Below are 21,374 nucleotides of genomic sequence, written 5' to 3' on the forward strand. Positions count from 1 at the left end.
AATTATAAGATAAATGGATATAACAAAGTATTTAGATTCAACTTACCTTAAGCTACCTTCTCAAAGTGGATTAACCGAAGAACAAACTTGGGAAGAAGTTAAAAAACTTACTGAAGAAGCAATTGAAAATCATTTTTATTTAGTAATGATTCGTCCCGAATACATTAAAAAAGTGAAAGAAATGATTCAAAAAGTTGATTCTGAGGTAAAAGTAGGTACCGTCATTGGGTTTCATGAAGGTACCTATTCATTAACTGAAAAAATCGCAGAGGCACAGAAAGCTATTGAAGATGGAGTGGATGAGTTGGATTATGTAATCAACTATGAGGCTTTTAAAAAGGGAGATATCGATTTAATTAAACAAGAATTTATTACCGGAACGTCATTAGGTTTAAAAGCATCCAAAGTGGTTAAATGGATTATTGAGATTGCGGCATTAACTGACGAACAAATCCAATCCATTTGCTCTTATTTTTCCACCTGGGCTCAAGAAAACTTTGAAAAGAATGAATTTGGTAACATTTTTGTGAAATCTTCCACCGGTTTTTACCAAGCAGAAGAGGGAAAACCAAATGGAGCGACGTTCCATGCAATGGAAATTATGCTTAAATATTCTCAACCCTTGCTGGTAAAAGCAGCTGGTGGAGTTAGAACCTACGATGAAGCAGTGAAAATGATTGAAATGGGAGTAAAAAGAATTGGAACTTCTTCGGCAAAAGCCTTATCTCAAAAAGGTAATACAAATGATTCATACTAATGAAAAAACTAATTAATATAGCGCTAAAAGCTGCTATAGAAGCTTCTCAAGAAGTCCATAAGATATATGAGGATGGCTTTTCAGTTTCCTTAAAAAAAGATCAATCACCCGTAACAACGGGTGATCTTAAGTCAAATGAAATTATTACCACTTATTTAAAACAAACATCAATTCCTATTTTAAGTGAAGAAACCGAGCATGAATCGGAAAAGGTAATGGGAAGTTGGGAAAAATATTGGTGTGTAGATCCAATTGACGGAACTAAAGAATATGTGAATAAAACCGGAGAATATTGTATTTCAATTGGCTTACTGACTCCCGAAACTTCTTTGCTCGGAGTTTTAGCTGCTCCCTCTATGGGATTGTTTTATTTTGCTGCGGAAGGATTAGGTAGTTATAAATGGAATGGAAAGTATGAAGATTTATATGCGTTACTGAATGAAGATGATCTTACGGACAAACTACTGGAACAATCCGTTACATTACCTTTTAAACCCGATTTAAAAAAATATACCGTTTTAACAAGTCGTTCCCACTATAGTCATGTGGATGAAGAGTATATAAAAAACTTAAAATTACAACATTCAGAAATTGTTGTTTTACAGATGGGCAGCGCCATTAAAATTGGCCTGGTAGCAGAAGGAAAAGCAAACGAATATGCACGATTAAGTCCCATTAATTTTTGGGATATTGCCGGTGGACACGCCATTGCTAAATATGCCGGATTGAATATCATAGATTATGAAACCAAAGCACTAATTACTTATAAAAATCTTTCATCATTAAAAATATCGGGGTATATCGTTAAAAATAATTAATGTATTTTTACCTGTGACAAACATACTTTTATGAGAAAAATATTTTTGATAGGGTTAACCTTTATTTTCTTATGTTCTTCTTGTGAAAAAGAATATAAGGTAATTGACGGGACATCAAAGGAAACCTTTACTAAAAGTGTAAAATCTATATCGTCCAAATTGACTATCCTACAACAGGATAAAATTCAAGAAGCGGTTAAACTGATTTATAAGTTTAAAACAGAAGGATCTGATGAGAATAAGAGATGGGAACAACTCTATACTTTACTTAATGGTAAAAATGCCGAACAAATTTTTGATATAGCAGAGGATATAGCAAAGAAGAACAAGATTGCTTGGTCCAGCACTTCCATGAACTCAGTAGATCCTTCTGTTTTCGATAATGATTTAAAACCATTAACTGAAGCTGAGCAAAAACTAAAACAAATAGAAAAAGCAACACGGATCAATATTCGTTATTCTCCGATTAGCAAAGATGAAACCATCAATGATGGATTTTATTTATACCCCGAATTAATTGATGATTCAGGATCAGAAATTTTTTATGCTGATTTACCATTGACTTTATCCATATCATTTATAAACAATGGTACCATAGTATATGTAATCCAAAGAGAAATTAATTCTTCGGCAGTGGGAGATCCCTCATTAAATAAAGGTATTAAAATTCCTTTTTTCATGTTTGATAACAAAAAATTGGCGACATCCTCCCTGGATGTTGAAATAAAGATTAATGCCGAAGATAAATACCTATACGGTAAACTGTCGGGTATTCCTATAGATTTATCCAAAATAAGAGATGCATCCACACCTATAGAGGATGAAATAAATAAACAAGTTGCGTTGGACAATGTTAAAAAATTTATACAATTAATTGGTGATAAGCAATATTCCGATGCTTATAATTTAGCACAGAATCCTAAATGGACTTCTTTAGATCAATTTTCGTCTACTACCAATGGATTTGGAACTATTGCTGCTACTAACTTAATAAACGCACAATTAGAAGAAAAGAATGATGATAAACAAACTGTTAATGTACAATATCAGATCAAAGACATTAATGGAAAAATAAAAACTTTAACTCAAAATTTTATACTAAAAAAAGTTAAAGATAATTGGTTAATAACAAATACAGAAACTAAAGAAATAAAAGAAGATACTTGGAAATAAGATATTTTAAGTAAAATTAAAAATGAATTGAATGAAAGAATTAAGTTTAAGCCAAGAAATAGATTTACATATTGATAGAGTTCAAGATTTTCCAAAAGAAGGCATTCAATATAAAGATATTTCTCCCATATTTTTAAATGCAGATTTGTGTTCCAAAATTGTAAAAGCTTTTGCTGATTTAAGTAGAGGTAAAATTGATGCAGTTTGTGGTATTGAGAGTAGGGGGTATTTATTCGGAGTTCAAATTGCCAGGGAGCTTGGTTTGCCGTTTATATTGGTACGTAAAGCAGGGAAATTGCCTCCTCCGATAATCTCCCAAGAATATGATTTAGAATATGGTTCAGCAATTATTGAAGTTAAAAAAGGACACATTAAGCCGGGACAAAGAATTCTAATTCATGATGACGTTCTAGCAACAGGAGGAACAGCTTCTGCATGTGCTAAATTGGTACAAAATTGTGATGCAGTAGTCTCTCAATTTAGCTTTATATTGGGACTTTCCTTTTTGGGAGGTCTAGATGAGTTAAAAAAGTATACACAGGATATTCAATTACTGGTAGAATATTAAATTTAAAAAATCGCTTTATAAATATAACAACGCTCTGTTTATAATTAAACAGAGCGTTATTTATATATGAAATTTTAACTAAGTATCAATTTACATCCCAAACTAATTTTGTTTTCATATCATCAGGTCCTCCCAATCCTTTAACAGCTTCATTATAATTTTTTGAATTCTGTGTAGAAAGATGAGAAGGATAAGGAATACGAGTCGGTAGATCAATCATATTATTGATTAAAGGCATAAAAGTATACGTAGTTCCTTCGGGAGTTTTATTATACGCCGGAAGAGTATGCGATTGATTAGGTAATAATAAAGTTTTAGGATACCCGGTTCTTCTATATTCAGCCCATGCCTCATGAGGTTGCATATAAAGTGCAATATATTTTTGTGTTAGTACATTTTCTTCGTTTGCCGGCGGCAAAATGCTTAAAAAGGCTGTTTGTTCTGCAGCAGATACATTCCACTTATCAAGTGAAGCTTTTACACCACTTTCATAATGTGCTTGATCCCAATTATTTAATTCGGATAATATAAATTCAACTTCAGCATATTCCATAAGTACTTCACCTCTGTTAATATGTAAAACGTCATAACTAGGGAAAGAAATAGTGCTGGAGGTGAACACTTCAGATGCCATTTCGCTTTTAACACCATAAGGCATTCCTTCATAATCATCTAAATTAGTGGATGATATATACGTATTATTTTTTACATCGTCTATACTTGCTTTTTTAGGAGAGGAGAATTTATAAAGTCTTGGATCAGCAGAAAAATTACCTGTTTTTCCTTTTAATAATTCAATAAAAGTATTGGTTACTGCAAAATCAGTCCTATTTTTAACAAAATAAGCCATCCACATTGGATTAGCATCTGATGTAGTATTTCCATACGCAAATACTGCGTTATCATCATTAGATGTAAATACATCCTTTGACGCATCAATAGCTTCGTCTAATGCTTCAGGTAAAACGCTTTTTAAACGATTAGCTAATCTTAGGCGTAAAGAATTGGCAAATTTTTTCCATTTTAACGCATTTCCATCATACATGTGATCTCCTGTAGTGACTTTTTCAGAAGGATCAAGTTGGGCGGAAGCTTCTTTTAATTCTTTTAAAATGTCTTTATATATGGTTATTTGTGAAGCAAATTTTGGAGTTTTATATTTTTCAACCTGTAAAGCCTGAAAATCCGGATTAGATTGTCCCCCGTAAGACCAATAAGGAACATTTCCGTAGGTATCTGTAAGTTGCATAAATAAATAACTTAACATTATTCTAGCGACAGCTATTTGATTGTTTATAGCACCAAATTGCATATTGCTTATCGGATCGGCTTCTACTAATTCAATGGAGGTTTTAAGATTTTCTGCAGCGCGATAATAATCTTTCCATAAGTTTTGATTAGCTCCGTCTCTATACTGATATCGATCTTCTTCCGTATAATTTACCTGACACCAATACTGTATCCAAGGAAGAACCATTCTTCCGGATCCCCATTCATCTCGAGTGTTATCAATAAAATATCGGCTACCGTATCTAAAAGTAGTATAACCGGGAACCTTCTCCGGATTGTTGGGATTGGTATTGATGTTTTCAAAATCATTGTCGCAAGAAACGGTGGCAGATAGAAAAATTAGAGAAGCTATATAAATGGTTATTTTTTTCATATTGAATATTTTAATTTAGAACTTAACTTGCACATTAACTCCAAATGATCTGGTAGTAGGCATCGATCCCCCTTCAATTCCTGAAGCATTTCCACTACCATAATTAGCAACTTCAGGATCCATGGATTTCCAATCTAGTCCCCATACAAATAAATTTCTTGCAAAGGCAGAAAATGTTATGGAATTAATAAAATCTCCTAAATATTGAGAGGGAAGAGAATAAGCTAGTGACAATTCACGCAGTTTGATGTAATCCGCGTCGAATACATTTTGTGCACTAGGTCCACTAAAAAAATGCTTAGAATATTCTGTTGCTGAAACTCTAATATCATTAGGTTTTCCATTTTCTTTAACGCCGTCTACAATAATACCGTTTTCTCTAATTCCATTTGCAGCAGTTTCAGGTAATATTCCGGAGCTCATACCTAGCATATGGGTAGTTGAAAAATATTTACCGCCTTTTTGCCAATCAATTTGAAATCCTAAGCTCCAATTTTTATAAGTGAAAGAATTTCTAAAGCTCATATTAAAATCGGGAAGTATTGATCCTAAGGGTACGTTTTTATCGGTTTTCAGATATAGCCCATTACTACCCACCACTTTTTTTCCATCTTTATAAACAAAATCTGTCCCGTATATTTGTCCGTATCTATACCCGGGTAGTGCAACGACAAAAGCATTAAATGGAGCTTTAGCTATGGTTAGTGAACTTAAATCCTCACTCAAAGATTTGATTTCATTATCAGATTTTGAAAAATTATAATTAAAATCCCATCTAAAATTTTCCTTTCTAATAGGAACTATATTCAATGAAACTTCTATTCCTTTATTAACTAATTTTCCGGCATTCATCATCGCATATTTGAAACCGGCAGAACCGTCTAAAGGTACTTTGGTTATTAAGTCTTTGGTGGTAGTTTGATATAATGAAATATCCCCGTTTAATCTTCTTTGGAACATTTGAAATTCTACCCCCAATTCAAAAGATTCTAATTTTTCGGGTTTTAATTTATCTGTTTTAGCAACAGTTGTTAACCAAAACCAAGGATCTTTTAAATACAAGCTGCCATAATCCGGATCCTCTTCCTCATCTATATTGTAAAATGTATTGATGAGTTGATAAGGATCGGTATCATTTCTAACTTCAGAATATCCCCCTCTAATTTTTAAAAATTCCAACCAATTGCTGGTAAGATATCTAGTAACTACAAAACTGGTTGCCACCGATGGATAGAAAAAAGAATTGTTTTTAGAAGGTAAAGAAGAAGACCAGTCATTTCTACCGGTAGTTTCTAAGAATACAAAATTGTCATATCCTAAACTAAATGAATAAAACAAACTGTTTACTCTTTTCTTCTCTTTTTCATTCATAACTAAAGACGGCTCTAATGAATTATTTAGATTATACCAGTCTCTTATAATTAGTCCTCCTTTAGTTTTTCCATTCATTCTTCTATATGTGTATTCCCTTCGGTTAGTTCCGGCAAAAGAATTAAGTGAAAAGTTCCCTATATTTTTGTCATAATGTAAAGTTGCTTCATAATTTAGATCAGTATATTTTCTCTCTGAAATTTTAAATTGAGAAAGAGCATGTGATCCAACAGCTGTTCTGTTTTCTGTATGAAGAGTATAGGTATCAAGCATTACCTTTCCATTAACATACATATCTTTTGTTATGTTATAAATTAATCCGGCAGTACCATATAAACGATCTCTATTATCTTTATTGGTATTTTTGTTTATTGTCCAATAGGGATTATCTGAATAAGCGGGTTTTGGATTATCCCAAGATTCTCTATTCCAAGTTCTTTGAGTACCGTCTGCTAACTCATATTTTTGTAGATCATTATAGTCTAATGAGGTTTGACCAAAATGAAACATTTTTTGAATAATGTTGTTATTGTCATATCCCACTTCAGGTCTGTTGAAACCTCTTGTAGAAGTATAAGCTGCAGAAGCATTTATTTTTAAATCATCAGATAATTTAGAATTCAGATTCATGGATAATGAATTTTTGGTTAAGTCTGAATTTGGGGTTATTCCGGATGATTTAGTATTATTATATCCCACTCTGATATTAGTATTTTCAACACTTCTGCTAAAAGAAATACCATTATTGTATGTTACACCGGTTTTGAAAAATTTCTTGTAATCATTTTTAGGATATATCCACGGTTTTGCAACTAAATAATCATTTGGAAATTCTGGATCGAATGCATTCCAATGTAAGACTTTAACATTCGGATCGTATTTTGGCCCCCAAGATTCATCGGTTCTATAGTCAACCACCAGGTAATCCACACCATTAATATTTTTTGTTGCAAATGTTTTGCTTCCGCCACCACCATATAATTTTTGTTGATGAGGCATTTTGTATATTTTGTCAAATACAACTCCTGAATTAAAGACAATCTCAGTTTTACCTCTTTTTGCTTTTTTTGTGGTAATCATTATAGCACCATTCATGGCTCTGGATCCGTATAATGCCGCGGCAGTAGCTCCTTTAAGTACGGAAATATTTGCTATATCGTCGGGATTAATGTCACCGAATGAATCACCATAATCAATTCCACCGGCTCCTCGTTCAGTGTTTTTATCATTGATATTTTGATCAATTAAAGGAATACCGTCTACAACAATAAGAGGTTTATTGGATTGAGATAGAGACCTCATTCCTCTTAATCTGATTTGTGTTGAACCTCCCATGGTCCCACTATTATTAACGATTTGCAATCCCGATACTTTTCCCGAAAGTGAATTAATTGGATTACTTTCTCTGGTAACGGAAAGATCGTCGCCATTTACTGATTGAGTCGCATAACCCAACGACTTTTTTTCTCTTGTGATACCTAAAGCAGTTACCACGACTCCTTCAATTACTGTTTCCTTTTTTTCAGCAGGTTCTTTGTTTTCTGTAACTGGAGACTGTAGAACCACATCATAGAAACTTTGATCATTAACAATAAAACTTGCAGTTTCGTCATCAAATGATAAAATTTCGATGGTTTGTCCGGGTTCAGCATCAATTGAAAAATTTCCTGAGTCGTCAGTATACGTTTTTTTGGTAGATCCTTGTATCGTAACAGAAACATCAGCTTGTGGCTGACCGTCACTCCCAAGAACTTTCCCGCTAATCGTTTTCATCTGAGCCCAGGCAAAAGCCGAACCCAAGAAGATAAACGAAAATCCTAAGAAAATTCGGTTTACTCTCATATCTAATACATTAATTTATCGTTTCAAATATATAATATATTTTTTAATTATCGTAAAATAATTGTTAAATAATTACATAATTCACAAATTAATTCCTTTATTTAGTTGTCTATATTATAAAAATATCGGCCTTTTATGATGTAAACTATTAAACCATTAATAAAAAAAGCCGAGGGTTTACCTCGGCTTCATTATTATTATAAATAATTTGTTGACTTTTAGACTATTTAAGCTTGACCTTTAGGACCAAAATTTAAATGGTAGGTATCATCTTTAACTGCACCAAATTGTTGTTCGAATTTTTGAATATTATCAGTTAAAGCTGTTAATAATCGTTTCGCATGTTCAGGAGTTAAAATGATTCTTGATTTAACTTTAGCCTTAGGGACCCCCGGCATTATTTGTATAAAATCTACTACGAACTCAGTCGGAGAATGATTTATTAATGCCAAATTTGAAAATACCCCGGAAGCTACTTCATCCGTCAATTCAATATTTAAGTCTTGTTGATTCTGATTTTGATTTTCCATTTCGAATTAGTTTTTGGTTAAATTTTTTCGGTTATCATTTCCTCAAATTCCTTATTCGAACCTACAACTACGTGTTGATATTCAGTTAAACCGGTACCGGCAGGGATTCTGTGTCCTACGATAACATTTTCTTTCAATCCGTTTAGATAATCAACTTTACCGGCAACAGCAGCTTCATTTAAAACTTTAGTTGTTTCTTGGAAAGATGCTGCAGAGATAAATGATTTGGTTTGTAAAGAGGCTCTTGTAATACCTTGTAGTACAGGACTGGCAGTAGCCGGAAGCGCTTCTCTAGCTTCAACCAATTTCTTATCTTCACGTTTCAATTTAGAATTTTCATCTCGAAGTTCCCTTGAAGTAATAATTTGTCCGGCTTTTAATTCCAAACTGTCTCCGGGATCAGTAATAACTTTCATTCCGAAAATACGATCATTTTCCTCAATAAAGTCAATCTTATGTTCAAGATTACCTTCTAAGAATTTAGTATCACCGCAATCAACAATTTCTACTTTAGTCATCATTTGACGAACAATAATTTCGAAATGTTTATCATCGATTTTTACCCCTTGTAATCGGTATACTTCTTGAATTTCATTTACCAAATATTCCTGAACGGCAGTAGGCCCTTTGATGTTAAGAATATCGTTAGGAGTTATAGCTCCATCAGATAAGGCATCTCCAGCATGTACGAAGTCATTTTCCTGTACAAGAATCTGATTAGATAATTTAACCAAATATCTTTTAATTTCACCGGTTTTAGACTCAATAACTATTTCTCGATTACCTCTCTTAATTTTACCGTAACTAACTACACCGTCAATTTCTGAAACAACAGCCGGATTGGAAGGATTTCGTGCTTCAAACAGCTCGGTAACACGAGGTAAACCACCTGTAATATCCCCGGCTTTAGCTGATCTTCTTGGTATCTTTACTAAGATTCTTCCTGCCTTAATTTTTTCACCATCATTTACGATAAGGTGTGCACCAACCGGTAAGTTAATTGATTTTAACTCATTCCCTTTAGTATCTAATATTTTTAAGGTAGGAATTAATTTTTTATTTCTAGATTCTGAAATTACTTTTTCTTCAAATCCGGTTTGTTCGTCTATTTCTAGTTGATAAGTGGAACCTTGCTCAATTTGTTCGTATTCGATCTTACCGGCAGTTTCAGAAAGTATAATTGCATTATACGGATCCCATTTACAAATGATATCTCCTTTCTTAACTTCATCACCAGATTCAACTAATAAAGTAGAACCATACGGAATGTTGGTAAGCATTTGAATGTTTCCTTCCGCATTCAATAATTTAAATTCTGTGGAACGAGAAACAACGATTGAAACTTTATTTCCGTTTTCGTCTTCACTTTCAACAGTTCTAATATCATCAAATTCAACTTTTCCGTCTCTTTTAGCAATAATGCTGCTAACTTCTGCAACGTTTCCTGCAGTACCTCCCACGTGGAAGGTTCTTAAGGTAAGCTGTGTACCCGGTTCACCGATAGATTGAGCTGCAATAACTCCAACCGCTTCCCCTTTGTTGATTAATTTATTGGTTGAAAGGTTTACACCATAACATTTAGCACAAATACCTTTTTTAGATTCACAAGTTAAAGGCGAACGAACTTCCACTGATTCAATTCCGGATTGTTGAATTAATTTAGCTATTTCGGAAGTTATCATTTGATCTGCTTCAATTAATAGCTCATCTGTATCAGGATGGTATACATCATGAAGAGATACACGTCCTAAAATTCTTTCAGATAATGGTTCAACAATTTCGTCATTTTTCTTCAACGGAGAAATTTCGATACCTCTTAAAGTTCCACAATCTTGTTCATTAATAATAACATCTTGTGCCACATCCACTAAACGACGAGTCAAATAACCTGCGTCAGCGGTTTTTAATGCGGTATCTGCAAGACCTTTACGAGCCCCGTGAGTAGAAATAAAGTACTCAAGGATGGAAAGTCCTTCGCGGAAATTAGAGATAATAGGGTTTTCAATAATTTCACCTCCGGAAGATCCCGCTTTTTGAGGTTTTGCCATCAATCCACGCATACCTGCTAACTGACGAATCTGTTCTTTAGATCCCCGTGCACCGGAGTCAAGCATCATATATACAGAGTTGAATCCACCTTTGTCGGTTTTCATTCGTTGCATGATTAAATCTGTTAATCGTGCATTGGTATTAGTCCAAACATCAATTACCTGATTATATCTTTCATTATTGGTAATTAATCCCATATTATAGTTAGCTCTGATCCCATCCACTTGTTCATTCGCTTCCTGAATCATGATTTTCTTTTCTTCAGGAGTTTTAATATCACCTAAGCTAAATGATAATCCACCTTTAAATGCAGTAGCATATCCTAAAGTTTTCATATCATCCAAAAACTTAGCTGTGGTAGGGAAATCAGTTCTTTGTAATATGGTACCGATAATGTTACGTAATGATTTTTTAGTCAATACTTCATTGATGAAACCTACTTTTTTAGGTACGATTTTGTTAAATAACACACGTCCTACAGTAGTTTCAATCATTTTTTCAACTAATTCTTCACCTTCTACAACTGTTGCTTTTACTTTAATGATAGCATTTAAATCTACTGCTTTCTCATTATAAGCAATGTCTACCTCTTCTGAAGAATAGAAAATAGATCCGTGTCCTTTAACTTTAATTTCGTCCGTAGGTGTTAATGGTTTAGTCATATAATATAATCCTAAAACCATGTCTTGTGAAGGTACTTGAATAGGAGATCCGTTAGCCGGATTTAAAATGTTTTGAGAAGCCAACATCAATAATTGAGCTTCCAAAATAGCTTCCGGTCCTAAAGGTAAATGCACCGCCATTTGGTCACCGTCAAAGTCTGCATTAAACGCAGTACAAACTAACGGGTGAAGACGAATAGCTTTTCCTTCAATCATTCTAGGTTGAAATGCTTGAATACCTAAACGGTGAAGAGTAGGGGCACGGTTCAACAATACCGGATGTCCTTTCATTACATTTTCCAGGATATCGTAAACTACCGGCTCTTTTCTTTCAATAATTCTCTTAGCGGATTTTACAGTTTTTACAATTCCTCTTTCAATTAATTTACGAATGATAAAAGGTTTATAAAGCTCTGCAGCCATATCTTTAGGAAGTCCGCACTCATGAAGTTGAAGGGAAGGACCTACAACAATTACCGAACGAGCAGAATAATCCACACGTTTACCTAATAAGTTTTGACGGAAACGTCCTTGTTTACCTTTTAAAGAATCAGACAGAGATTTTAAAGGTCTGTTAGATTCAGATTTAACCGCAGATGATTTTCTGGTATTATCAAATAAAGAATCAACAGCTTCCTGAAGCATACGCTTCTCATTACGTAAAATTACTTCAGGGGCTTTAATTTCAATTAATCGTTTTAAACGATTGTTTCTGATAATAACCCTACGATATAAATCATTTAAGTCAGAAGTAGCAAAACGCCCTCCATCTAAGGGAACTAACGGACGTAAGTCCGGAGGAATTACAGGTATCACTCTCATGATCATCCATTCCGGTCTGTTAATGCGACCATTGGAATTAGCATCTCTGAAAGATTCAACTACTTGTAATCGTTTTAACGCTTCTGTTCTTCTTTGTTTGGAAGATTCATTATTGGCTTTATGTCTTAATTCATAAGATAAAGCATCTAAATCTGTTCTCTTTAAAAGTTCTTCCAAACATTCTGCTCCCATTTTGGCAACAAATTTATTCGGATCAGAATCATCTAAATATTGATTTTCAATAGGAAGAGTTTCTAATATATCTAAATATTCTTCTTCCGTTAAAAATTCAAGATGTTCTAATTCTTCACCATTTAATTTTTTAGCTATTCCGGCTTGAATTACTACAAAACGTTCGTTGTAGATAATCATATCCAGTTTTTTGGATGGAATACCTAATAAATATCCAATTTTATTGGGTAAAGAACGGAAATACCAGATATGTGCCACAGGCACTACCAAGTTGATATGTCCGATTCTTTCACGTCTAACTTTTTTTTCCGTTACTTCAACTCCACATCGATCACAAACAATTCCTTTGTAACGTATTCTTTTATATTTCCCACAAGCACATTCGTAGTCCTTTACCGGACCGAATATTCTTTCACAAAACAAACCGTCTCGTTCAGGTTTATGAGTCCGATAATTGATTGTTTCAGGTTTTAAAACCTCTCCTCTAGATTGTTGTAATATACTTTCCGGAGAAGCTAATCCGATTATAATTTTACTAAATTTGCTAGTTCTTTGTTTAACTGCCATTATTTTGTAATCAATTAAATTGAAAAAAATTTAAATTTATTAAGAGTTAAGAAAGAAATATTTATTCTTCCAATCTTACATCCAACCCTAAACCTTGTAATTCATGTAAAAATACATTAAATGATTCAGGTATACCCGGTTCCGGCATTGGTTCACCTTTAACAATTGATTCATAGGCTTTAGCTCTACCTATTACATCATCAGATTTAATTGTTATAATTTCTCTTAGAATGTTTGATGCTCCGAAAGCTTCTAAAGCCCAAACCTCCATTTCTCCGAATCTCTGACCTCCAAATTGAGCTTTACCTCCTAATGGTTGCTGAGTAATTAATGAGTATGGTCCGATTGAACGTGCGTGCATTTTGTCATCAACCATATGTCCTAATTTCAACATATAGATAACTCCCACAGTTGCTTTTTGCTCAAAACGTTCTCCGGTTCCTCCATCATATAAATAAGTAGTTCCCCACTGTGGTACTCCTGCTTCTTTTGTAAGTTCATCGATTTGCTCGGAAGTAGCTCCATCGAAGATAGGAGTTGCGAATTTTTTACCTAATTTTTTACCGCACCATCCTAAAATTGTTTCGTAAATCTGTCCAATGTTCATACGGGAAGGTACCCCTAATGGGTTAAGGACAATATCTACCGGTGTTCCGTCTTCTAGGAATGGCATATCTTCATCACGTACTATTCTAGCAACAATACCTTTGTTACCGTGACGACCTGCCATTTTATCTCCAACATTTAGTTTACGTTTTTTAGCAATATAAACTTTTGCCAATTTAACGATACCGGCCGGTAATTCATCTCCAACAGAAATAGTATGTCTTTCTCTATTTAGAGAACCTAGTAAATCGTTATGTTTTATTTTATAGTTGTGAAGCAATTCTTTAATAGAATTGTTTTTATTATCATCTAAAGTCCAATTTTCTCCAGCTAAATTAAAATAGTCATCAATACTAGATAAAAGCTTTTGAGTGAATTTTACTCCTTTTGGTATTACTTCTTCATTTAAATCATTATAGATTCCTTGAGAAGTTTTACCATTTAGAAGGACATATAATTTCTCTAATAGTTGATTTTTTAAATCATTAAGCTTTACTTTAAATTCAGCTTCTAATTGTTCAATTTTTAATTTTTCGTCCCCTCTTTTACGTTTGTCTTTAATGTTACGTGTAAATAATTTTTTATTAATTACCACACCTTTTAAAGAAGGTTCTGCTTTTAGAGAAGCATCTTTTACATCTCCGGCTTTATCCCCGAATATGGCACGAAGTAATTTTTCTTCTGAAGTTGGGTCAGATTCTCCTTTAGGAGTAATTTTTCCTACTAAAATATCTCCGGGTTTAACTTCTGCTCCAATACGGATCATACCGTTTTCATCAAGATCTTTAGTAGCTTCTTCACTTACGTTTGGAATATCCGGTGTAAGTTCTTCCATACCTAATTTGGTATCACGAACTTCTAAAGAATATTCGTCTACGTGAATAGAAGTAAACCAGTCTTCGCTAACTGCTCTTTGATTAATAACAATCGCATCCTCAAAGTTATATCCTTTCCAAGGCATGAAAGCTACTAGAAGGTTTCTACCTAAAGCAAGTTCTCCATCTTCGGTAGCATAACCTTCAGTTAAAACTTGACCTTTAGAAACTCTATCACCTGCTTTAACGATAGGTTTAAGCGTTATAGAAGTACTTTGATTGGTTTTTCTGAATTTCGTTAATTTATATGTCTTACTTGCAGAATCAAAGCTAACTAATTCTTCTTCTTCGGTTCTGTCGTATTTAATAGTAATAATGTTAGCATCTACATATTCTACTACTCCTTCACCTTCTGCATTAATTAAGATACGTGAATCTTTAGCTACTTGAAATTCTAAACCGGTTCCAACAATTGGAGCTTGAGGTTTCAATAAGGGTACTGCTTGACGCATCATGTTTGAACCCATCAAAGCACGGTTCGCATCATCGTGCTCAAGGAAAGGGATTAATGAAGCGGAAATACCTGTAATTTGATTAGGTGCAACATCCATCAGATCCACTTTATCAGGTTCAACAACCGGATAATCAGCTTCCTCTCTGGCAACGATTCTCTCATCAAGAATTTTACCGTCGCTGTCCATATTGATGTTCGCTTGAGCAATAATTTTTCCTTCTTCCTCTTCCGCAGTTAAATATTGAGGTTCGGATTCTAAATCTACTTTACCGTCAACAACTTTTCTGTATGGGGTTTCCATAAATCCTAAGTCATTGATTCTAGCGTAACAGCCTAAAGAAGATATCAAACCGATGTTCGGTCCTTCCGGAGTTTCGATAGGACAAATTCTACCGTAGTGAGTGTAGTGTACGTCTCGCACTTCAAATCCGGCTCTTTCTCTTGATAAACCACCGGGACCTAATGCAGACATACGTCTTTTATGGGTAACCTCAGATAGTGGATTGGTTTGATCCATGAATTGAGATAACTGATTAGTTCCAAAGAAAGAGTTGATAACTGAAGTTAAGGTTTTAGCATTGATCAAGTCAATAGGAGTAAACACTTCATTATCACGGACGTTCATTCTTTCTTTAATGGTTCGAGCCATACGAGCTAAACCTACACCAAATTGACCGGCTAATTGTTCACCAACAGTTTTAACACGACGGTTAGATAAGTGATCGATGTCATCAACTTCAGCTTTTGAGTTGATTAATTCAATTAAATATTTAACAATTGCGATAATATCGTCTTTTGTTAAAACTTGAATATCTTCTGATATATTTAATCCTAACTTTTTATTAATACGATAACGACCTACTTCACCTAAAGAATATCGAGCATCAGAGAAGAATAATTTATCGATAATACCTCTAGCCGTTTCTTCATCAGGTGGTTCAGCATTACGTAATTGACGATAGATATATTCTACAGCTTCTTTTTCGGAATTGGTAGAGTCTTTTTGTAATGTGTTGTGAATTATTGAGAATTCATTACTGTTTTCTTTATGAACTAAAATAGTTTTAATTCCGGAATCTATGATTAAATCAAGATGTTCCTTTTCTAAAACAGTTTCACGGTCAAGGATAATTTCATTTCTTTCAATAGAAACCACCTCACCGGTGTCTTCATCAACAAAGTCCTCAAACCAAGTATTTAAAACTCTTGCAGCTAGAGTCCTTCCTAACATCTTTTTTAGGTTGGATTTATTAACTTTTACTTCTTCTGCAAGATCAAATATTTCTAATATATCTTTATCACTTTGATAACCGATTGCACGAAGCAAGGTTGTCATTGGAAGTTTTTTCTTTCTGTCAATGTAAGCATACATCACGCCGTTGATATCGGTAGCAAATTCCATCCAAGATCCTTTAAATGGAATAATTCTGGAAGAATATAATTTAGCACCGTTGGCATGATAAGATTGTCCAAAAAATACACCAGGTGAACGATGTAATTGGGATACCATAACTCTTTCAGCACCGTTTATAATAAACGAACCGCTTGGTGTCATATAAGGAATAGGCCCTAAATATACATCTTGAACTACTGTTTCAAAATCTTCATGTTCGGGGTCGGTACAATATAATTTAAGACGTGCTTTAAGTGGTACACTATAAGTTAATCCTCTTTCAATGCATTCTTCAATAGAATATTTTGGAGGATCAACAAAATAATCTAAAAATTCTAAAACGAACTGATTCCTAGTATCGGAAATAGGAAAATTTTCAGTAAACGTTTTAAAAAGTCCTTCGTTTTTTCTTTGATCAGGACGGGTTTCTAATTGAAAAAAATCCTGAAATGATTTAACCTGTATATCCAGGAAATCAGGAAATTCAATTTGTCCTTTAGAGTGAGAGAAACTAAATCTCTTAGGGTTTTGAGTTTTTGACGCCAATGATTTACTCATATGATATATTAAAATCTTTAAAACACAAATAGGCTTAGACCTTACCAATGTTAAATTGGAGGCCTAAACCTTTATTTTTAGGTAGAATGAATTATTTCAATTCAACTTCAGCTCCAGCTTCTTCAAGCTGTTTTTTAAGACTTTCTGCTTCGTCTTTAGCTACTCCTTCTTTAATTGGAGTAGGAGCTCCATCTACAGCATCTTTAGCTTCTTTTAGACCTTTACCTGTAAGATCTTTAACTAATTTAACAACAGCTAATTTGTTAGCTCCTGCAGCTTTAAGAATAACATCGAATTCTGTTTTTTCTTCAGCAGCACCAGCATCAGCACCAGCAACAGGTGCAGCCATAGCTACAGCAGCAGCAGCAGGTTCAATACCGTATTCTTCTTTTAATATTTCAGCTAATTCATTAACTTCTTTTACTGTTAAATTTACTAGAGTTTCAGCTAATTGTTTTAAATCTGCCATTTTTAATTTTGTTTTAATTTTTGTTTAACAACTATTTATTATGAGTGTGAAATTATTCTTCTTTTTCAGATAAGGTTTTAACCAAACCGGCAATGGTATTCCCACCGGATTTAAGGGCAGAAACAACATTTTTAATTGGAGATTGAAGTAATCCAATAATTTCTCCAATAAGCTCTTCTCTGGATTTAAGATTTGCCAATGTTTCTAATTGGGCATCTCCTACAAATACTGCAGAATCAATCCAAGCAGCTTTTAATAATGGTTTTTCAGTTTTCTTTCTGAAATTTTGTATTAATTTAGCCGGAGCATTTCCTTTTTCTGAAATGAAAATAGTAGAGTTTCCTTTTAGACTTTCAAAAACACCTGAAAAATCTTTATCTTCTACATTTTCCATTGCTTTTCTAAGAAGGGTGTTTTTAACAACTTTCATTGAAATTTCACCTTTGAAACAAGCTCTTCTTAGTTCTGAAGTCTGTTGTGCATTTAATCCATCAGTATCAGCTATATATAATACATTTGTACTTTCAAGTACTTCCTGTAATTCTTTAATTACCTCTGTTTTTTCTTGTTTTGTCATGTTTTGGTAAAATTAAAATTAGTTAATACCTTTAGGATCAATAGCAATACCCGGACTCATAGTAGAGGATAGGTATATGCTTTTCACATAAACTCCTTTTGCTGCCTGAGGTTTTAATTTTATTAAAGTAGAAATAATTTCTTGTGCATTCTCTTGAATATTTTTTGCATCGAAAGATACTTTACCTATTGCAGCATGTACAATTCCGTATTTATCTACTTTAAAATCTATTTTACCTGCTTTCACTTCTGAAATAGCTTTTCCTATTTCAGTGGTAACTGTTCCGGTTTTAGGATTGGGCATTAATCCACGAGGACCTAAAATTCTTCCTAAAGGACCTAATTTACCCATTACTTGAGGTTGAGTAACAATTACATCAACATCTGTCCATCCATCTTTTATTTTTTGTAGATAATCATCCAAACCTACATAATCAGCACCTGCGTTTTTAGCTTCTTCTTCCTTATCGGGAGTAACTAAAGCTAAAACACGAGTTTCTTTACCTGTACCATGAGGTAAAGATACAACTCCACGCACCATTTGATTAGCCTTACGTGGATCTACTCCTAAACGTACAGCTATATCAACGGATGCATCAAATTTAGTATAATTAACTTCTTTAACTAAATTGGAAGCTTCCTCTAATGTATAAAGTTTTGATTTATCTACTTTAGCAACTACTGCTTTTTGTTTTTTCGTTAAAACTGCCATGATTCCTACAATTAATTATTTAAGGGATTTTGCCCAGTTACTCTAATACCCATAGATCTTGCTGTACCTGCAACCATACTAACTGCTGATTCTATAGTAAAGCAATTTAAATCTACCATTTTATCTTCAGCAATTTGTTGTACTTGACTCCAAGTAACGGATGCTACCTTATCTCTGTTTGGTTCGCCGGAACCTTTTTTAGCTTTAGAAGCTGCTAAAAGTTGAACGGTTACAGGAGGAGTTTTAACTACAAAGTCAAAAGATTTATCCTCATATACAGTAATGATAACCGGTAATACTTGTCCTTGCTTTTCTTGTGTTCGGGCATTAAATTGTTTACAAAACTCCATAATGTTAACCCCGGCAGCACCTAATGCAGGTCCTACTGGTGGTGAAGGGTTTGCTTGACCTCCTTTCACCTGGAGTTTTACCATTTTAAAAATTTTTTTTGCCATTTTAATTTTTACTTAAAAATGTTTTATTTATATCTGTGGAAGCAGCCTATATTTTTTCTACTTGAGAGAAACTTAATTCAATGGGGGTTTTTCTTCCGAAAATCAACACCATCACATCTAATTTTCTTTTCTCTTCATTTATTTTTTCGATGGTTCCATTAAAACCATTAAATGGTCCATCAATAACTTTCACGGTTTCACCAAATACAAAAGGAATGTTTACGGTATCTTCAGATTCTGATAATTCATCCATTTTACCGAACATTCTACTCACTTCGCTTCGTCTCATTGGAAGTGGATCTCCTCCTTTAGTAGCACTTAAAAAACTAATTACACCGGGAATATTCTTTATAGTATGTGGTAATTCACCAATTAAATTAGCTTCAACCATAACATAGCCGGGATAATAAACTTTTTCTTTACGAATTTTTTTTCCGTTTCTAATTTGTACTACTTTTTCCATAGGTACAACTACTTGGCCAAGATTTTTTTTAAGATGTTCGTATCTTAAAACTTCATTTTCAATATACATTTTCACCTTAGATTCTTGCCCACTGATCGTTTTCAGTACATACCATTTCATTTCATCCATCGCTTCCTAATATTAAGATTTTAATCCTATTAATATAGAATAAATATTCTGAAGCGCTTTAGCAAAAATCCAATCTACACCAAAGCAGAACATAGCCAAAATGATCGATGTAATCGCTACAACAGTTGTTGAGGATTGCAGATCGGACCATTTAGGCCACTCGACGTGATCTTTAAATTCTTCTATTGCGCCCTTTAAATACTTAATGAGTCCGTTCATTTATTATTATTTTGCGCGGGCGGAAAGATTCGAACTCACGACCTTTGGTTTTGGAGACCACTGCTCTACCAGCTGAGCTACACCCGCTTAAAAAAGAAAGAACTTAAAGTTCTTTCTTTTGTTATGATTTTATTTAAATTAATCTAAAATCTCAGTTACCTGACCTGCACCAACAGTTCTACCACCTTCACGGATAGCGAATCTTAAACCGTTGTTAAGTGCGATTGGTTGGTGTAATTCAACTGTAATAGTTAAGTTATCACCAGGCATTACCATTTCAGTTCCTTCCGGTAAAGTAATTGTACCGGTTACGTCAGTAGTTCTAACGTAGAATTGAGGACGGTAGTTATTGTGGAATGGAGTGTGACGTCCACCTTCTTCTTTAGTTAAGATATAAACCTCTGCTTTGAATTTTTTGTGAGGAGTGATTGAACCCGGTTTAGCGATAACCATACCACGACGGATATCAGTTTTTTCAATACCTCTTAATAATAATCCAACATTATCTCCGGCTTCACCTCTATCTAATATTTTTCTAAACATTTCAACTCCGGTTACAGTAGATGTTAATTTTTCATCTCCCATACCAACGATATCTACAGCTTCACCTGAGTTAATAACTCCGGCTTCAATACGTCCTGTAGCTACAGTTCCACGACCTGTAATAGAGAAAACGTCTTCGATTGGCATTAAGAATGGTTTATCTTGATCACGAACCGGTAAATCAATCCAGTTATCAACTGCTGCCATTAATTCATCAACAGTAGCAACCCATTTTGGATCTCCGTTAAGTGCACCTAAAGCAGAACCTTGGATAACAGGAGTGTTATCTCCGTCATAATCGTAAGAAGATAATAATTCTCTTACTTCCATTTCAACTAAGTCTAATAATTCAGGATCGTCAACCATATCCACTTTGTTCATGAATACAACGATTTTAGGTACGTTAACCTGACGACATAACAAGATGTGCTCTCTTGTTTGAGGCATAGGTCCATCTGTTGCAGCAACTACTAGAATAGCTCCGTCCATTTGAGCAGCACCGGTAACCATGTTTTTTACATAGTCAGCATGCCCTGGACAGTCAACGTGTGCATAGTGACGGTTTTCTGTTTGATATTCTACGTGTGCAGTATTGATTGTGATCCCTCTTTCTTTTTCTTCAGGAGCTGCATCAATTTGAGAGAAATCTCTTTTTTCTGCTAACCCTTTTTCTGCTAATACTTTTGTAATAGCAGCTGTTAAAGTCGTTTTTCCGTGGTCTACGTGACCGATTGTACCTATATTAAGATGTGGTTTGGTACGCTGAAAAGTTTCTTTTGCCATGATAAATATGTTTGTTTATATTTCCAAAAATGAGTGCAAATATACTCAATTTTTTTTAAATAACAATAGCTTATAAAAAATAAATACTTTTTTATAAACAACTGTTTTGTAAATATGTCTTTAAG

At 33.9% G+C, this 21,374-nt stretch carries 16 protein-coding genes and 1 tRNA gene; 4 read left to right on the top strand and 13 right to left on the bottom strand.

The genetic code is table 11. The features are described from left to right. The first annotated feature begins 13 nt into the window (after positions 1 to 13). The 4 genes from deoC to J3U20_RS05175 are packed head-to-tail and all read left to right on the top strand — an operon-like array spanning position 14 to position 3,316. A complete protein-coding gene (deoC, locus tag J3U20_RS05160) occupies positions 14 to 757 on the top strand; it encodes a deoxyribose-phosphate aldolase (protein ID WP_160541907.1) in 744 nt (247 codons plus the stop codon). Further along, the gene (locus J3U20_RS05165; RefSeq protein WP_160541908.1) at positions 757 to 1,575 is read left to right on the top strand and encodes a 3'(2'),5'-bisphosphate nucleotidase CysQ family protein; all 819 of its coding nucleotides are present in this window, start codon (positions 757 to 759) and stop codon (positions 1,573 to 1,575) included. The genes deoC and J3U20_RS05165 overlap by 1 nt, the downstream gene beginning before the upstream one ends. A gap of 30 nt (positions 1,576 to 1,605) precedes the next feature. Continuing rightward, complete coding sequence (locus tag J3U20_RS05170; RefSeq protein WP_160541909.1) at positions 1,606 to 2,748, top strand: hypothetical protein; 1,143 nt, start codon at positions 1,606 to 1,608, stop codon at positions 2,746 to 2,748. Between the two features lie 31 nt (positions 2,749 to 2,779). Then, the gene (locus tag J3U20_RS05175; RefSeq protein WP_160541910.1) at positions 2,780 to 3,316 is read left to right on the top strand and encodes an adenine phosphoribosyltransferase; all 537 of its coding nucleotides are present in this window, start codon (positions 2,780 to 2,782) and stop codon (positions 3,314 to 3,316) included. A gap of 85 nt (positions 3,317 to 3,401) precedes the next feature. On the opposite strand, the gene J3U20_RS05180 is transcribed toward J3U20_RS05175, so the two are convergent. The 13 genes from J3U20_RS05180 to tuf form a co-directional block, all read right to left on the bottom strand. Further along, a complete protein-coding gene (locus tag J3U20_RS05180) occupies positions 3,402 to 4,979 on the bottom strand; it encodes a SusD/RagB family nutrient-binding outer membrane lipoprotein (protein WP_160541911.1) in 1,578 nt (525 codons plus the stop codon). A 15-nt stretch (positions 4,980 to 4,994) separates the two neighbouring features. After that, positions 4,995 to 8,192, bottom strand: coding sequence for a SusC/RagA family TonB-linked outer membrane protein (locus J3U20_RS05185; protein WP_160541912.1), 3,198 nt, complete (start codon positions 8,190 to 8,192; stop codon positions 4,995 to 4,997). 227 nt (positions 8,193 to 8,419) lie between these two features. Beyond that, a complete protein-coding gene (locus J3U20_RS05190) occupies positions 8,420 to 8,722 on the bottom strand; it encodes a DUF3467 domain-containing protein (protein WP_105298070.1) in 303 nt (100 codons plus the stop codon). Positions 8,723 to 8,739: 17 nt separating this feature from the next. Beyond that, positions 8,740 to 13,014: a DNA-directed RNA polymerase subunit beta' gene (gene rpoC, locus J3U20_RS05195; RefSeq protein ID WP_160541913.1), complete on the bottom strand. Its 4,275-nt coding sequence runs from the start codon at positions 13,012 to 13,014 to the stop codon at positions 8,740 to 8,742. 61 nt (positions 13,015 to 13,075) lie between these two features. Beyond that, on the bottom strand, positions 13,076 to 16,900 hold the full coding sequence (gene rpoB / locus J3U20_RS05200) for a DNA-directed RNA polymerase subunit beta (RefSeq protein ID WP_105298068.1): 3,825 nt from the start codon (positions 16,898 to 16,900) through the stop codon (positions 13,076 to 13,078). Between the two features lie 91 nt (positions 16,901 to 16,991). Next, on the bottom strand, positions 16,992 to 17,369 hold the full coding sequence (rplL, locus tag J3U20_RS05205) for a 50S ribosomal protein L7/L12 (protein WP_105298067.1): 378 nt from the start codon (positions 17,367 to 17,369) through the stop codon (positions 16,992 to 16,994). A gap of 52 nt (positions 17,370 to 17,421) precedes the next feature. Beyond that, a complete protein-coding gene (gene rplJ, locus J3U20_RS05210; RefSeq protein ID WP_105298066.1) occupies positions 17,422 to 17,946 on the bottom strand; it encodes a 50S ribosomal protein L10 in 525 nt (174 codons plus the stop codon). An 18-nt stretch (positions 17,947 to 17,964) separates the two neighbouring features. Next, the gene (gene rplA / locus J3U20_RS05215; RefSeq protein WP_160541914.1) at positions 17,965 to 18,657 is read right to left on the bottom strand and encodes a 50S ribosomal protein L1; all 693 of its coding nucleotides are present in this window, start codon (positions 18,655 to 18,657) and stop codon (positions 17,965 to 17,967) included. A gap of 11 nt (positions 18,658 to 18,668) precedes the next feature. Next, complete coding sequence (gene rplK, locus J3U20_RS05220; RefSeq protein ID WP_160541915.1) at positions 18,669 to 19,112, bottom strand: 50S ribosomal protein L11; 444 nt, start codon at positions 19,110 to 19,112, stop codon at positions 18,669 to 18,671. Between the two features lie 46 nt (positions 19,113 to 19,158). Next, the gene (gene nusG, locus J3U20_RS05225) at positions 19,159 to 19,704 is read right to left on the bottom strand and encodes a transcription termination/antitermination protein NusG (RefSeq protein WP_105298063.1); all 546 of its coding nucleotides are present in this window, start codon (positions 19,702 to 19,704) and stop codon (positions 19,159 to 19,161) included. 12 nt (positions 19,705 to 19,716) lie between these two features. Further along, a complete protein-coding gene (secE, locus tag J3U20_RS05230) occupies positions 19,717 to 19,923 on the bottom strand; it encodes a preprotein translocase subunit SecE (RefSeq protein ID WP_105298062.1) in 207 nt (68 codons plus the stop codon). A gap of 14 nt (positions 19,924 to 19,937) precedes the next feature. Next, a tRNA-Trp gene (locus J3U20_RS05235) sits at positions 19,938 to 20,010 on the bottom strand. 51 nt (positions 20,011 to 20,061) lie between these two features. After that, on the bottom strand, positions 20,062 to 21,249 hold the full coding sequence (tuf, locus tag J3U20_RS05240) for an elongation factor Tu (RefSeq protein WP_105298061.1): 1,188 nt from the start codon (positions 21,247 to 21,249) through the stop codon (positions 20,062 to 20,064). Positions 21,250 to 21,374 lie beyond the last annotated feature (125 nt).

This window comes from Apibacter sp. B3919 (genome assembly GCF_026537405.1).
Lineage (GTDB): Bacteria > Bacteroidota > Bacteroidia > Flavobacteriales > Weeksellaceae > Apibacter.

Bases quoted from the DNA above. Each gene is read 5' to 3' on its own strand.
- J3U20_RS05190 (WP_105298070.1), bottom strand. From the start codon at position 8,722: ATGGAAAATCAAAATCAGAATCAACAAGACTTAAATATTGAATTGACG.
- J3U20_RS05180 (WP_160541911.1), bottom strand. From the start codon at position 4,979: ATGAAAAAAATAACCATTTATATAGCTTCTCTAATTTTTCTATCTGCC.
- rpoB (WP_105298068.1), bottom strand. From the start codon at position 16,900: ATGAGTAAATCATTGGCGTCAAAAACTCAAAACCCTAAGAGATTTAGT.
- J3U20_RS05170 (WP_160541909.1), top strand. From the start codon at position 1,606: ATGAGAAAAATATTTTTGATAGGGTTAACCTTTATTTTCTTATGTTCT.
- nusG (WP_105298063.1), bottom strand. From the start codon at position 19,704: ATGGATGAAATGAAATGGTATGTACTGAAAACGATCAGTGGGCAAGAA.
- rpoC (WP_160541913.1), bottom strand. From the start codon at position 13,014: ATGGCAGTTAAACAAAGAACTAGCAAATTTAGTAAAATTATAATCGGA.
- rplJ (WP_105298066.1), bottom strand. From the start codon at position 17,946: ATGACAAAACAAGAAAAAACAGAGGTAATTAAAGAATTACAGGAAGTA.
- deoC (WP_160541907.1), top strand. From the start codon at position 14: ATGGATATAACAAAGTATTTAGATTCAACTTACCTTAAGCTACCTTCT.
- J3U20_RS05165 (WP_160541908.1), top strand. From the start codon at position 757: ATGAAAAAACTAATTAATATAGCGCTAAAAGCTGCTATAGAAGCTTCT.
- J3U20_RS05185 (WP_160541912.1), bottom strand. From the start codon at position 8,192: ATGAGAGTAAACCGAATTTTCTTAGGATTTTCGTTTATCTTCTTGGGT.
- rplA (WP_160541914.1), bottom strand. From the start codon at position 18,657: ATGGCAGTTTTAACGAAAAAACAAAAAGCAGTAGTTGCTAAAGTAGAT.
- J3U20_RS05175 (WP_160541910.1), top strand. From the start codon at position 2,780: ATGAAAGAATTAAGTTTAAGCCAAGAAATAGATTTACATATTGATAGA.
- tuf (WP_105298061.1), bottom strand. From the start codon at position 21,249: ATGGCAAAAGAAACTTTTCAGCGTACCAAACCACATCTTAATATAGGT.
- rplK (WP_160541915.1), bottom strand. From the start codon at position 19,112: ATGGCAAAAAAAATTTTTAAAATGGTAAAACTCCAGGTGAAAGGAGGT.
- secE (WP_105298062.1), bottom strand. From the start codon at position 19,923: ATGAACGGACTCATTAAGTATTTAAAGGGCGCAATAGAAGAATTTAAA.
- rplL (WP_105298067.1), bottom strand. From the start codon at position 17,369: ATGGCAGATTTAAAACAATTAGCTGAAACTCTAGTAAATTTAACAGTA.